This is a genomic window from Secundilactobacillus sp. MJ173, from assembly GCF_059704265.1.
Window position 1 is genome coordinate 1 of sequence record NZ_BAAKGN010000020.1, and the last position, 13,517, is coordinate 13,517.

At 42.9% G+C, this 13,517-nt stretch carries 17 protein-coding genes and 1 other annotated feature; of the genes, 1 reads left to right on the forward strand and 16 read right to left on the reverse strand.

Annotated features, from left to right (window positions below):
- Window positions 1–579, reverse strand: a 579-nt coding sequence (locus AC6H04_RS03130; protein WP_497570311.1) for a response regulator transcription factor, incomplete at its 3' end; no start/stop codon positions are given.
- 374 nt (window positions 580–953) lie between these two features.
- Here AC6H04_RS03130 and adhP point away from each other — a divergent pair.
- Window positions 954–1,973: an alcohol dehydrogenase AdhP gene (adhP, locus tag AC6H04_RS03135; RefSeq protein WP_497570312.1), complete on the forward strand. Its 1,020-nt coding sequence runs from the start codon at window positions 954–956 to the stop codon at window positions 1,971–1,973.
- Between the two features lie 279 nt (window positions 1,974–2,252).
- Here adhP and rpmF read toward each other — a convergent pair whose 3' ends face one another.
- The 15 genes from rpmF to dnaI all read right to left on the reverse strand — a co-directional run bounded on the left by rpmF (window position 2,253) and on the right by dnaI (window position 13,517).
- A complete protein-coding gene (gene rpmF, locus AC6H04_RS03140; RefSeq protein WP_497570313.1) occupies window positions 2,253–2,432 on the reverse strand; it encodes a 50S ribosomal protein L32 in 180 nt (59 codons plus the stop codon).
- 53 nt (window positions 2,433–2,485) lie between these two features.
- The gene (locus AC6H04_RS03145) at window positions 2,486–3,043 is read right to left on the reverse strand and encodes a DUF177 domain-containing protein (protein WP_497570314.1); all 558 of its coding nucleotides are present in this window, start codon (window positions 3,041–3,043) and stop codon (window positions 2,486–2,488) included.
- Window positions 3,044–3,177: 134 nt separating this feature from the next.
- Window positions 3,178–4,314, reverse strand: a complete 1,137-nt coding sequence (locus AC6H04_RS03150; RefSeq protein WP_497570315.1) for a nucleotidyltransferase — start codon at window positions 4,312–4,314, stop codon at window positions 3,178–3,180.
- A gap of 32 nt (window positions 4,315–4,346) precedes the next feature.
- Entirely contained in the window at window positions 4,347–5,081 is a 735-nt protein-coding gene (locus AC6H04_RS03155) for a class I SAM-dependent DNA methyltransferase (protein ID WP_497570316.1), read from the reverse strand.
- The gene (gene rsfS, locus AC6H04_RS03160; RefSeq protein WP_497570317.1) at window positions 5,078–5,434 is read right to left on the reverse strand and encodes a ribosome silencing factor; all 357 of its coding nucleotides are present in this window, start codon (window positions 5,432–5,434) and stop codon (window positions 5,078–5,080) included. Before rsfS ends, AC6H04_RS03155 begins: the two co-directional genes overlap by 4 nt.
- A gap of 12 nt (window positions 5,435–5,446) precedes the next feature.
- Window positions 5,447–6,058, reverse strand: coding sequence for a bis(5'-nucleosyl)-tetraphosphatase (symmetrical) YqeK (gene yqeK, locus AC6H04_RS03165; protein WP_497570318.1), 612 nt, complete (start codon window positions 6,056–6,058; stop codon window positions 5,447–5,449).
- Window positions 6,051–6,683 (reverse strand): nicotinate-nucleotide adenylyltransferase, encoded by a 633-nt coding sequence (locus tag AC6H04_RS03170; RefSeq protein WP_497570319.1) that lies wholly within the window; start codon window positions 6,681–6,683, stop codon window positions 6,051–6,053. Before AC6H04_RS03170 ends, yqeK begins: the two co-directional genes overlap by 8 nt.
- Before the next feature lie 26 nt (window positions 6,684–6,709).
- Window positions 6,710–7,024: a ribosome assembly RNA-binding protein YhbY gene (gene yhbY / locus AC6H04_RS03175; protein ID WP_497570320.1), complete on the reverse strand. Its 315-nt coding sequence runs from the start codon at window positions 7,022–7,024 to the stop codon at window positions 6,710–6,712.
- A gap of 12 nt (window positions 7,025–7,036) precedes the next feature.
- Window positions 7,037–8,176, reverse strand: a complete 1,140-nt coding sequence (gene yqeH / locus AC6H04_RS03180) for a ribosome biogenesis GTPase YqeH (protein ID WP_497570321.1) — start codon at window positions 8,174–8,176, stop codon at window positions 7,037–7,039.
- Complete coding sequence (locus tag AC6H04_RS03185) at window positions 8,169–8,702, reverse strand: YqeG family HAD IIIA-type phosphatase (protein ID WP_497570322.1); 534 nt, start codon at window positions 8,700–8,702, stop codon at window positions 8,169–8,171. The genes yqeH and AC6H04_RS03185 overlap by 8 nt, the downstream gene beginning before the upstream one ends.
- Window positions 8,703–8,838: 136 nt before the next feature.
- Complete coding sequence (gene rplT / locus AC6H04_RS03190; RefSeq protein ID WP_098824097.1) at window positions 8,839–9,192, reverse strand: 50S ribosomal protein L20; 354 nt, start codon at window positions 9,190–9,192, stop codon at window positions 8,839–8,841.
- A 69-nt stretch (window positions 9,193–9,261) separates the two neighbouring features.
- On the reverse strand, window positions 9,262–9,459 hold the full coding sequence (gene rpmI / locus AC6H04_RS03195) for a 50S ribosomal protein L35 (protein WP_054654993.1): 198 nt from the start codon (window positions 9,457–9,459) through the stop codon (window positions 9,262–9,264).
- A 30-nt stretch (window positions 9,460–9,489) separates the two neighbouring features.
- Window positions 9,490–9,993, reverse strand: coding sequence for a translation initiation factor IF-3 (infC, locus tag AC6H04_RS03200; protein WP_203648758.1), 504 nt, complete (start codon window positions 9,991–9,993; stop codon window positions 9,490–9,492).
- A 58-nt stretch (window positions 9,994–10,051) separates the two neighbouring features.
- Window positions 10,052–10,182 (reverse strand) — a sequence feature (ribosomal protein L20 leader region).
- A gap of 114 nt (window positions 10,183–10,296) precedes the next feature.
- Window positions 10,297–12,234, reverse strand: coding sequence for a threonine--tRNA ligase (thrS, locus tag AC6H04_RS03205; protein WP_497570323.1), 1,938 nt, complete (start codon window positions 12,232–12,234; stop codon window positions 10,297–10,299).
- 356 nt (window positions 12,235–12,590) lie between these two features.
- Window positions 12,591–13,517 carry a primosomal protein DnaI gene (gene dnaI, locus AC6H04_RS03210; protein ID WP_497570324.1) on the reverse strand — a complete coding sequence of 309 codons (927 nt, stop codon included), beginning with the start codon at window positions 13,515–13,517 and terminating at the stop codon, window positions 12,591–12,593.

Here is a 13,517-nt window from a genome sequence, read left to right on the forward strand (position 1 = left end):
AGTCTCAACTTCTGATTCATAGCCCCAAACTTTGTTTAAGAGAACGTCACGAGCAAGGACAACGTTTACGTTTTCCATTAAGGTCAATAGCAGTTCGTATTCACGCTTAGTCAAATTAATGACCTCGTCGCCACGACGAACGACCCGGTTTTCCTTTTCAATGGTTAAGTCTTTATAAGTTACTGTCGTCTGCTTAAAGTCTTTTTGTTCACTTTCAATATGAATACGACGAAGTAAAGCCCGAACACGTGCCAGCAATTCTTCGATTGCAAATGGTTTAACGATATAATCGTCAGCACCATGATCAAAACCAGAAACACGGTCAATGACGGAATCACGTGCTGTCATCATGATAATGGGCGTACTCTTAACTTCACGAATTCGGCGAGCAACGTCAATCCCATTAAGTTCAGGCAACATCAAATCAAGGAGTATCACATCAAAATCTTCAGCTAACGCAGCGTCTAAACCCGTGCGGCCGTTAAACTGCACTTCAGTATCATAACCCTCATGCTTTAATTCTAGCTCCACGAAACGGGCTAAGTTCTTTTCATCTTCAATAATTAAAATTCGACTCATTTTTAATGAACTCCTCTTACTTAAAATTTTCTTATTTACGTTTAGAAAAACTTCTGGCACATCGCTAATAGTGTACCATACTGTCAATCAAATTACTTTTCCATCTTACTATATAAATTAAAATTTGGCGAATTTATTCTGATGCTGTGAAAAAAATTATCGTCAGATAGACTTAGTGAAAAAATTATTATCATCAATTAAATTTATAAACAACCCAATAAATCACCATAATACCGGTAATCCAAGTTTTCTTAATTCCCTATTATTTTTGCAAACATTTGTAATTGCTCAAAAAATCACTTGAACTTTTTGGAACTGTGTGTTTAAATTACATTGTGAAAACATACACACATACGAAAGAGGTAATTGTAAAAATGAAAGCTGCTGTTGTACGCGACCCAGTTGATGGATATGTAGATATTAAAGATGTTACACTTCGTCCCTTGAACTATGGTGAAGCCTTAGTTGACGTTGAATATTGTGGCTTATGCCACACTGACCTTCACGTTGCTGCTGGTGATTTTGGCAAAGTTCCTGGCCGGATCATTGGTCACGAAGGTGTTGGGATCGTTTCTAAACTTGGCGAAGGTGTTGAGAACTTAAAAGTCGGCGATCGTGTATCTATCGCTTGGTTCTTCAAAGGCTGTGGCCACTGTGAATATTGTTTGACTGGCCGCGAAACACTTTGCCGCAACGTTCAAAACTCTGGTTTCACTGTTGACGGCGCCATGGCACAACAAGTGATTGTTGATGCTAACTACGCTGTTAAAGTCCCAGAAGGTTTGGATCCCGTTGAAGCCACTAGTTTAACTTGTGCCGGTGTTACCATGTACAAAGCTTTAAAAGTCGGCGAAACTAAGCCAGGTCAATGGGTTGAAGTTGTTGGTGCTGGTGGTTTAGGTAACTTAGCTATCCAATATGCTAAGCACGTCTTTGGCGCACACGTTGTTGCCGTTGATGGTAACCCTGACAAATTAAAGGCTGCTAAAGAAATGGGCGCTGATATTTTAATCAACCGTAAGACACAAAACGTTTCTGAAGAAATTCAAAAACAAGTCGGCGGTGTTCACAATGCCCAAGTTACAGCCGTTAACGATGCAGCATTTACGCAATCCGTAAACGCGCTTCGTCCAGATGGTCGTTTAGTCGCTGTTGCCCTTCCACAAGGTAACATGGAATTAAACATTGCTAAGACAGTTTTGGATGGTATCCAGGTGGCTGGTTCACTCGTTGGTACCCGTCAAGACTTAGCTGAAACCTTCCAATTCGGTGCTGAAGGCTTGGTTCACCCAATCGTTCAGACTCGTCGTTTAAGTGAGATCAATGATATCATCGATGAAATGAAAGCTGGTAAGATCACTGGCCGGATGGTTGTTGACTTTACTAAGGGATAAATCATTTCAATTTAAGTGAACTTAAAAAAGAACTGGAGATTGATTATCTCTGGTTCTTTTTTTCCATTCACTAACTGAATCAATCACTCATCGCTTATAGACACCAGTTCAGAGCGTCATAATTGCCTCAGGCGCAGTTACACGCATTCTCCGATATTCTTTTCTAACGACTAACGCAAACAGCATCAGACGGCAATTTCTTCCCGACTCAATCAACAGAAAGTAAAAAAAGAAGCATCCAGAGACCGCGGTTCTCTTGGATGCTTCTTTTTTAATTAACTAGTTGTTAGTCTTAACAACCTGACGACCATCATAGAAGCCGCAGCTTGGGCAAACAACGTGTGATTTACGTAATTCACCACAGTTTGGGCAAGCACTCAAATTAGGTACTTGCAACTTAATGTTTCCTCGACGCATACGTTTCTTCGTCTTAGAAGTCTTACGTGCTGGTACAGCCAATGGAAACACCTCCTTAAATTTAAAATTATCCACTAGTGAAAGATTTTTAAGTCCTACTGTTCATCATCTTTCGATGAATCATTAAAAAAGTTTTTTAACTTAGCAAGACGTGGATCAACAGTTTTAGAATCTGATTCTTCAGCTTCACCCTCAATGGTTACCTGCCAGTCTTGACCTTCAGGTAACTCATCTTCAGATTGTTCAGCCTTCGTCAGTACCTGCATCGGAATCTGTAATAACAGATTGTCAGCAATGGCTTTGTCAACATCAATCACGTCATCCTCCACCACGAGAACCACGTCGGTTTTTTCGTAACGAGTTAAAGCTGCCTGAGAAGCAACATAAAACTCAGTAACATTAAAATCGGTAGGTAACTCAACTGGCGCAAGTGAACGTGTCGACGGTACCGTCAGCGTAGCCGAAACGTGCGCATAAAACAACACGTCTCCACCATCTTCAACACTAACCATCCCATTGATGTGAACTGGTGTTACGTCAAGCACTTCATCAGGATAACGTTCCATCAGATCTGCTTTTAAATCCAGGGCCTCATCGAATTTGAGTGGTTCGTGTCGGTACTCTTTTTGTAACTCGGATAACGACAACTTCAATTCAGTATCCTCCTAACGCAACTTTATTATTATAACTATGGGTTGTGACGATGTCAAGGGAATTTACATGACACGTTGCAAACAACATCATAGTTACCTTAAAAAGCTGAATTTATTCAAAACGGACAGTGAAACTAAACGATAACAGCATGCTGTAACCGATCTTGATCTACCCCGGTTAGCATTTGACGGATTAGACCCGCTTGATAGTCAAGTCGGTACGGACCATTGATCCAATCATCCGTCGCACGTGATATTAAGGGTATTTTAGAGCGTTTTTTAACTTGACTCAGGTATTGTTGCCCTTGACTGTTAAAACCCAGTACGCGGGCATATCTGACCCCAGTTGGCAGTTCCACCCGATTGATCTGTAACAGAATGTAGACACACAACCGTTGCAGTCGCGCATACGTAAACCGCTTGGTCTTAGCCGCACGCAAAAAATCACTAAAACTGGCACTAGTTAATGCGGCTTGTTTAAGTCGGTATTCAATACCCTCACTCATTTGATAAATGTCATGCAAATCAGCAAGCGATCTTGAGAGCAACTGATAACGCAAATACGGCCAATATTCGTCCCATGTTATCTGCTGATTGTTTCGAAGTGCAGTTAATGTCGCAGTTGGTACCATCCGAGAAACTAACGACCAGTCACCGGTTTGGACCGCACCTCGAATCGCCGCCCCACTAGCAACCGTCGCCTCAGGATCAACTTGCGTCTCCTGATGGGCACTCCCCCGCCTTTGGATTGGCAGGATTTCAAGTGGCTGTGCCAATTGACGATTAGCAGCGACGTAGCTAAACCCCAAGATATCATTTGAAGCGCGTAAATTCATACCCGTCTGCGCCTGTAAATAATCATTAAACAGTGTGGGATAAGTTTCGTCAAATTGTTTAAAGTGACTGTTAGCGTTCGTTGGCTGATGAGCAACCAAGGTTTCAAAATCCAAGTCAGGATGTTCGGCGCCAAAAGCAAGTGTTGTACACCCCAGCGCTGATAACAGTTGAACGGCACCCCGAGCAAATAAATGAGCGGGTTGGACAGCAAATTGAAACGGCAGCTCAATCACTAAATCAACGCCACCAAGTAGTGTTAGTTTGGCTCGCTGCCACTTGTCGATCAGAGCCGGTTCACCCCGCTGTACCCAGTTTCCGCTCATCACAACTACTGTGACATCAGCCTGAGACTGCGCCTTGGCTTGTCGTAATTGGTAGGCATGACCGTTATGAAACGGGTTGTATTCAGCTACAATTCCCAAAATATTGGCCATCATGTCACCTCCGTCAGATCAAGCCGTTAACTTTACTTACTGCAAATAAAGAACCAACGGGTTGTATCAGCCTGAACCTCAGACTTCCCAAAGTCAGCACTCACCTGAACCTGTTTAAAACCAGCAACTTTAAGTAACCGTTGATACGTCGATAAATCATAGGTCCGTTCGTGATGTAACTCTGCCACTTCATCATAAGCGTCCTTAGCTTCATTATAAGTAAAGAACGTCAAATCATGATCAATTGAGTGTGGTTCTTCTCCCATTTCACTAGACCAGAGAAAGGCGCGATCAGCATCACGATAGTTATACATATAGCCAGGATAAACCTGATCCGTTTGATATGGTGAGATCACGTCAAACAAAAATTGCCCATCATCATCTAGATGACGTGCAACTTGTTCAAATGTGGTCGCTAATGAGTCTTCGTCCGGTAAATAGCACAGAGAATCCGCGAAACAAGTCACTGTGTGATACGTGTCCAAGTCACCCAAATCGAGCATGTTTCCCTCAATTAAAGGTAATGTCACGTCTGCTTCGCGAGCATGCTGGTCGGCCAAGCTCAACATCTCATCCGAGAGATCAAAACCGCTCACGTTGTAACCGTCTTGCGCTAACAATACTGCCAGCCGGCCAGCACCACAAGCCAGTTCCAGCAATGGTTGCTGCTTATGAGTTACCTGCTGTTCAACAAAGGAACGCCATTCAAGATACAACTCACTGTCAAACAGTTCGTCGTATAGCTTAGCGAAAGTTTGATAAATCATGCTTCAACCCAGTCATCAACGTTAATGAAGGGTGCTTCTGACCACAATTTTTCCAAATTATAGTGAGCCCGTTCGTCCTTCTGGAAAACGTGGACCATAACGTCACCAAGGTCGATCAAAACCCAGCGAGCAGCATCGCGGCCCTCAATTCGCTTCACCGGAATATCAGCTTTTTCGCAAGCTTCCTGAATGTTGTCAGTGATTGCTTGTACTTGACGGCCAGAGGTGGCGTCAGTAATCATGAAGTAGTCTGTAATCAGACTAACGTTCTGCATGTCTAAGGCGACAATGTCTTCCGCCCGTTTATCTGAAGCAGCTTTAACAGCAACTTCTAAAATATCTTTACTATTCATTAAGTACCTCCGTTAATCTTTCAATCCGCTTTGGGGAACCCAAGCGTTATACGTTTCAATTGTTTTCGGGTAAACTCGTTGATTGTTTTCTAACAAGTATACCAAAGTGTGTTTTGTTTGGTAGGCCACCGCTAGTTCCAGACTTTGTGACGTTAGCAGTCGTGCTTTTTCCACCCCGTCGAAATCCCGCGCTGGTTCAATGTAATCAGCCATATAAATAATTTGTGCTAATTTGGTCATGTACCGATTACCGGTTGTATGATAACGAACGGCATTCAAAATGTCTTCATCATCGATACCCAGTTCAGCCTTGATGAGTTCAGCACCAACGACACCGTGCCAAATCGCATTGTTCCAGTTCACCAAATCAGGGTCTAGCTGATAATGGTGAATGGCGGCAATAAAATCCTCATCGGGACGTTGCTTAGCGTAATCGTGAACTAAGCCAGCAATCGATGCCTTTTCAACCTCGACACCATATTGTTTTGCTAATTCGATTGCAGTTTGTTCCACCCGTTGAACGTGGGCAAAACGAGCAGGCTTTAACTGCTGTGAAATTTTTGCCAATAACTGGTCACGACTATCAGTAGTGTAACGGCCAGTAAACGATACTTCTTCATTCATGATATAACTGTCGCTCCTTAATGTACTTTGCTACTGGATCCTTCACAAAGTATCTGATTGACTGTCCCTGTCTGACTCGGCTGCGAATCATTGAAGAACTAATATCAATTAAGGGAATATCCACCCAGAGAACTGGATACTTAGATGTTACCGGATAGTTTTCGCGACGGACACCAACAAACTGCACCAGTTTGACTAAATCATCAATCCGGTACCATTTTGGCAAATAATCAACCATGTCAGCACCAACAATAAAGTAATATTCATTCTCAGGGTGCTTACGTTTCAACTCCAACATTGTGTCGTAAGTATAACTGATACCCCCCCGCTGAACCTCAGCCAGTTCAATGCCAAAATTGGGATTACCTGCTATGCTGTCCGCTACCATCTTGACGCGATCAGCAGCATCAATGGCTACTTTTCGATCAACATGTGGCGGATTTGCGTCTGGCATGAATAAAACCCGATCAAGCCCTAACTGCGTCATGACTTGGTCCGCCATGATCAAATGCCCAATATGGGGTGGATTGAACGTCCCACCAAGAATACCAATTCTTTTTTTCTTGATAGTGGCTGCCAGCTGTTCAACAACCTGAGTCTTCGTCTGTTCAACTACCTTAACCATCGTGATTTCCCCTTATTTCAAAATGATTATGCTAATTTTGCTACTTCTAACGAAAGATCCTGATATTTCTCTTCAGATGCTGGCTGGAATAAAACCAGTACCCGACCAATGGTTTGGACAACCTGGATTTGGGTATTAGCTTCAATATAAGCTTGCACTTCATCAACTGTTTCGTCAGCACTTTGCTGAAGGTTGATCTTGATGAGCTCGCGTTTCTGTAGCGCACCGTCTAATTGGGCTAACCAAGTTTGGTTAAGCCCGTTTTTCCCAACTGAAAAGATGGGGCTCAAATGGTGTGCCTGAGCACGCAAAAACCGTTTTTGTTTACCTTTTAATTTCAAATTAATTTCTCCTTATATCATTGCCCGACGAACCACAACACCGACACCCTTTGGCGCATAGCCAGCAACGATTACGCCAGCAGGAACGGTGATCCAACCAAGTCCTTCAAACACCAGATCACTTTTTTCAGTGATTTTAAACTCGTGTCTCTCCAGTGGTGGCAGGTCATTGTCTGGACTTTCGGGTGGCGTTAGCAAATCGCCAACGTGCTTATCGTAAAAGTTATCAGCATTCTCCAATTTTGTTCGGTGCAATGGCAAATTATTTTCTACGTATACCGTAAAGCCATGCTTAGGTCCAGAAACGTAATCAAAACGTGCCACACCCGCTAAGAAAATGGTTTGCTGATCATTTAACTGATAAACTTTCGGCTTGATTTGCTTTTGTGGTGTCACAATCTTTAATTCTTTACCGGACAAATAATGGGCCATCTGTGAGGGATGGATGATTCCTGGTGTATCCACTAACACGTGGTCATCATTCAGCGGAATCTCAATCTTATCTAGCGTCGTACCAGGGAAACGGGACGTGGTAATGACATCCTTAGCCCCGGTACTACGCCGAATAATTTGATTGATCAAAGTTGACTTGCCAACATTGGTAACACCAACGATGTAAACATCACGGTTGTCACGGTGTTTTTCAACTTTATCTAAAAATTGGTCAACTGATTGATTCGTCTTGGCTGACAATAAAGAAACATCAATCGGTCGAAGTCCCTGTTCGTTAGCACGTTGACGTAACCAGTCACGCAGTTTTGAACGTCGCAGAGAGCTTGGCAGCAGATCTTCTTTATTTCCTACTAACATCACAGGATTATCACCAACAAAGCGGTGCAATCCTGGAATAATCGAGCCATTGAAGTCGAAAATATCGACAACGTAAACAATCAGTGCGTTGGCATCACGAATTTGTGTTAACAGACGTAAAAAGTCATCATCCGTCAAACCAACCGGTACGATTTCATTGTAGTGTCGCAGTCTAAAGCAACGCTGACAGTATAATTCACCGGTCTCCAACCCTTTATCTAGGGCTGATTGCGGCGTGTAACCGGGCTTGGTTTTATCTGTAGTCTGAATCTGTGCACCACAGCCAATACAAAACACGGCTTCTCCATCAACTAATACTTCATCTTTATTTGTTTCACTCATTGATTAAGTCCTTTCGAAACTTGAGTTCTGGATGTCTTTTACGGATTGCGTGCATCACAAATCGTTCGAAAAACCGATTGATTTTAGTGTTCCACGCATCGCTTTCAATAATTGGTTTAACCAAAATACTAGGGATCCCGCTAAAGTTGGCAGCAGCAACATCCGTCAGTAACTGATCGCCAACCATTACCACTTCATTTTTACCGACATGGTATTGACGCATCGCCCGCCGAATACCACCCGAAAATGGTTTAAGCGCACGTGAAATAAAGGGAAGCTGCAAAGTTGCCACCGCCTTTTTAACCCGCCGGTGAGAATTGTTTGACACAACCACCAACTGGATGTTCTCACGTTCCAGTGAAGTCATCCAGTCCCTGAGTTCTTCTGTCCCATAAGGATTATTCCATGCAATGAGGGTATTATCAAGATCCGTCAAGACAACTTTGATTCCCAACTGTTTCAGCTGTTCAGGGTTAATATCATAAGTTGCGTTGATCATCCAAGTTGGTGTAAATTGCGCTAACATTTACTAACTCCTTTATCCTATACTGAGATTATATTATACGAGATTTGAGCCGACATTACTACGATTATGGCGTATCTCTATCGAATCAAACAAAAACGAGGTTGGAAGTCTTCATCCAGCCTCGTTTAGGTTTAAATTATAATGCCTTTTTTGCTTCGTCAGCTAATGCCTTGAAAGCATCAGCATCATTAACAGCTAAGTCAGCCAGCATCTTACGGTTAACTTCAACGTTAGCTTGCTTCAAGCCAAACATCATCTTGCTGTAGCTTAAACCGTTTAAACGGGCTGCAGCGTTGATCCGTGCAATCCAAAGACGACGGAAGTTACGCTTGTTGGCCTTCCGATCACGGTAGGCGTATTCGCGACCCTTCATTACTTGGTCCTTAGCAACCTTAAACAAACGGTGCTTTGAACCACGGTAACCCTTAGCTAATTTAAGAATCTTTTTGTGACGTGCGCGTGTTACTGTTCCACCTTTTACTCGTGGCATATTGAATTCCTCCTACTAATACTTACGGTTATCATCGTTTCAACAGATTAATTTGAACTACTCAGGAAATTACTTTTGCAGTAATTGACGATAAGTTTTCTTAATCGTGTTTGATTTCATCATTGAAGTCCCACGTAATTGACGACGTTGCTTCTTAGTCTTACCGTGGAAACGGTGACTCGTGTAAGCATTCGCACTCTTAATGCCGCCCTTAGCGGTTACCTTAAAACGCTTGGCACTGGCGCGGTTTGTCTTCATCTTTGGCATAATCGAAAATCCTCCTCAAATACTAAACAACTAGTCTTCTTTTTTTGGTGCAAGCATCAAAAACATGCTCCGTCCGTCCATCTTTGGGCGTTGTTCAACGGTTGCAACATCGCTTGTTTCTTCAGCCATCCGGTTCAAAACTTGGCGACCAATATCTTTATGAGTAATTGCCCGACCTTTGAACCGAATTGAAACCCGAACTTTTTCGCCCTTGCCCAAGAACTTCTTAGCGTTCTTAAGTTTCGTATTGAAATCGTTCGTATCAATTGATGGACTTAAGCGAACTTCCTTAACGCTAACGACCTTTTGCTTCTTACGAGCTTCACGCTGCTTCTTTTGCATCTCGAACCGATACTTCCCGTAATCCATGATCCGGGCAACCGGTGGCTTCGCTTTCGCTGCCACCAACACAAGATCCAAGTCCGCATCTTCAGCCAGTTGAAGCGCATCTCGCTTACTCTTAATGCCCAGTTGTTCGCCATTATTACCGATCAACCGTACTTCACGAGCGCGGATTCCTTCGTTAACCATCATATCGTTTGCTATGGTCATTCACCTCCGAGTGATTTTGAAAACAATGAAACGTAAGTCTTACCCAAACAAATAACGGGTACGCAATGCGCACCCGTTAAATATCCAAACCATTCTCAGGTTCGGTTTATTTACGTATCAGCCAGGCAGCGTTAACCACGAGGCGAGAAGCGGGTGCTTCTACTTACATTTTTTCAACTTCACTAATATACCACGACACGACACATTAGTCAAATCACTTGGCTTTAAGCTCACGAATAATAAGTATAGCCTATTTAATTTGTGTGTCAAGCCACTTTTAACAATCTAGTTATTACTGTAATTAGCAATATCCTTCAAAATTTCAGTTTCGAAATCATCAGCACTCATAGACTTGCTGTCTTGTTCACCGTACTTACGAACACTAACGGCTTTATCAGCAACTTCTTGATCACCAACAACTAACGTATATGGAATCTTGTGAGTTTGCGCATCACGGATCAAGTAGTTCATCTTTTCGCCACGGTGGTCAACTTCGGCACGAACGCCGGCAGCCAATAATTGTTTGCTTAAGCTTTCAGCGTATTCGCCATGCTTGTCGTCACTAACTGGAATAATCTTAACTTGCTTAGGAGCCAACCAAGTTGGGAAAGCACCCTTGTAGATTTCAGTCAAGTAAGCGATGAACCGTTCCATGGTACCAACGATCCCACGGTGAATCATAACTGGACGGTGATCTTCACCATCGGCACCAACGTACTTCAAATCGAAGCGGTCTGGCAACATGAAGTCCAATTGAATGGTTGACATGGTTTCGTCGTTGCCTAAAGCAGTCTTAGTTTGGATATCCAACTTAGGACCATAGAAAGCAGCTTCGCCTTCAGCTTCGTAGTAGTCAAGGCCAAGGTCATCCATGGCACCCTTCAACATGGTTTGGCTACGGTTCCACATTTCGTCATCATCAAAGTACTTTTCAGTGTTCTCTGGGTCACGGTATGAAAGACGGAAACTGTAATCGTTGATGTTGAAGTCCTTGTAAACATCCATGATCAACCGCAAGATCTTCTTGAATTCGTCTTGAACTTGATCCAAGGCAACGAAAGTGTGGCCATCGTTCAAGGTCATTTCACGAACACGTTGTAATCCTGATAAGGCACCTGATTTTTCGTAACGGTGCATCATACCCAGTTCAGCGATCCGTAATGGCAATTCACGGTATGAACGAATGTGGTGGTTATAAATTTGAATATGGCTTGGGCAGTTCATTGGCCGTAATTCAAGCATTTCACCATCACCCATGTCCATTGGTGGGAACATGTCTTCACGGTAATGAGCCCAGTGACCAGAAGTCTTGTAAAGGTCAAGGTTAGCTAAAACTGGGGTGTAAACGTGCTTGTAGCCGTCAGCAACTTCCTTGTCGATGATGTAACGTTCGATAGTACGACGAATGGTAGCACCGTTTGGCATCCAGTATGGTAAACCAGCACCAACTTTAGGATCAACGAAGAACAAATCTAAGTCATTACCAATCACACGGTGATCATGTTCACGGGCTTCTTGACGTGCTTGTAAGTCAGCATCAAGGTCAGCTTGCTTGTAGAATGCAGTACCATAAATCCGTTGCAGCATTGGGTTGGATGACTTGCCTTCGAAGTAAGCACCAGCAACTGATAATAGACGGAAGAATTTGATGTCGCCAGTGTTAGCGAAACTTACGCCGCTAGCTAAGACAGAAACGCCATCAATTTCGTAAAATGGAAATTCTTCTTCATCACTATCTTCAACCAACTTAGCTTCGTAAGAAGTGCCTTCAAGTTTCTTCAAGGCGTCAGCTTTACTCAAACGGACATGCTTAATGGCTAATTTTTGGTCGATGAAAGCTTGAACTTTATCAGCAATGGCTGGTAATGAATCAACACTGACTTGACCGTCTTCCTTATCGGTATCAACGTAAAAGCCGTTTTCATCGCCGACTTCTTCACCAAATTGGATTGATGGGAAGCTTTCCTTTAAAGCAACCTTAGTTAATAAGGCAACGGATTGACGTAAGACTGCCAAACCATCTTCGCTGTCCTTTGTGACGATTTCAATCTTGCCATCGTGCTTCAATGGAGCGTTTAAATCAATCAATTTACCGTCTAACTTACCTGCAACAGCCTTTTTAGCTAAACTAATAGCAATGGACTGAGCAACGTCTTTGGTAGTTGCTTCGGCATCAAACTGTTTCTTTTTACCATCTGGGAATTCAATCGTAATATCTGCCATTCTACTCTTCTCCTTATATTCATCACTTCAAATGCTGAAAACCACCGAACCGTGAAAATAAAAAATCCCGGTATGCACATTACTGTACATACCGGGACGTTTCTACGCGGTTCCACCCGAAATTTATCTGACTCATACTGCGAGCCAAACCTTCATTCAGTGATAACGGGACAACCGATGCGATATTATCCACCGCACATTCGAGAAAGTGGTAACTTAATATCGCTCACAAAGCACTTCCAGAAGTGGTGCTTCTCTCTTGGAGAGTTCAATTAAATCTTGTCTTTCAAACATTTAAAATTCTTTGAATTTGATTACAATTCACATTAAACCACTTTGAAAAATAAGTGTCAACACTATTTTTGCCGGCGATTCTCACCAATCATCTGAATTTCTTGGGCCAAGAAGCGAATCCGTTCCATTAACCGTTTGGCCTTTAAAGGCTCTACGTCACCCTTCTGCGTCTCTGCCAGGTGTTCGGTTTCTAACTGCTGCATCGAGAAATTAGACGAAAAGAACGTTGGTAATTCATTTTGCATCCGATATTCCAAAATCACACCGAGGATATCATCTCGCACCCAGGCAGACATTGCATCAGCACCAATGTCGTCGATCATTAATATTTTAGCCTGCTTCACATCATCCAAACGACCCGCTACTTGATTGCTAGCAATGGCATTCTTCATTTCCACGGCAAAACTCGGAAAATGCACGAGAGTCGTTTTAATCCCCATATCTGCTAGTTGATTAGCAATGGCACCCAGCAAATAAGTCTTGCCCACACCAAAGCTGCCATACAGGTAAAGTCCCTGATGGAAGTGCTTCGAATCCTTCGAATAAGCCTCGATAAAGGCGACTGCAGCTTGAAGTGCCTGCGTTCGGTCGGCATCATTGATGAAGTGATCGAAGGTTGCATCCTTAATCAATTTTGGCATCATGATGGCGTTGACCCTTCGCTTTAGAGCGGCCTGCTTTAACTTTGCTTTTTGTGCATCAGTCGGTTGATAGGACACTTCCACCAAGTGGTCATTTAAGACCAGCTTAGGTTCATATCCTGGGGCAAATGTCGTTTCACCAGCTGCTAATTTATTGCGTTCGTTAACATACTCGTATAATTTGGCTGATGAACGGTCGATCTGTTCGGCATTCAATTGATCAGCGTTTGCCTTTAGAAAGGCCTGAACATCAGTATCTTGATACACACTATTCATTAGTTTTTGGTAATTAGCATTGAGCTGGTGTTGGTCCATATAACGTTTCATAGACTCACTAATATTTTCCAT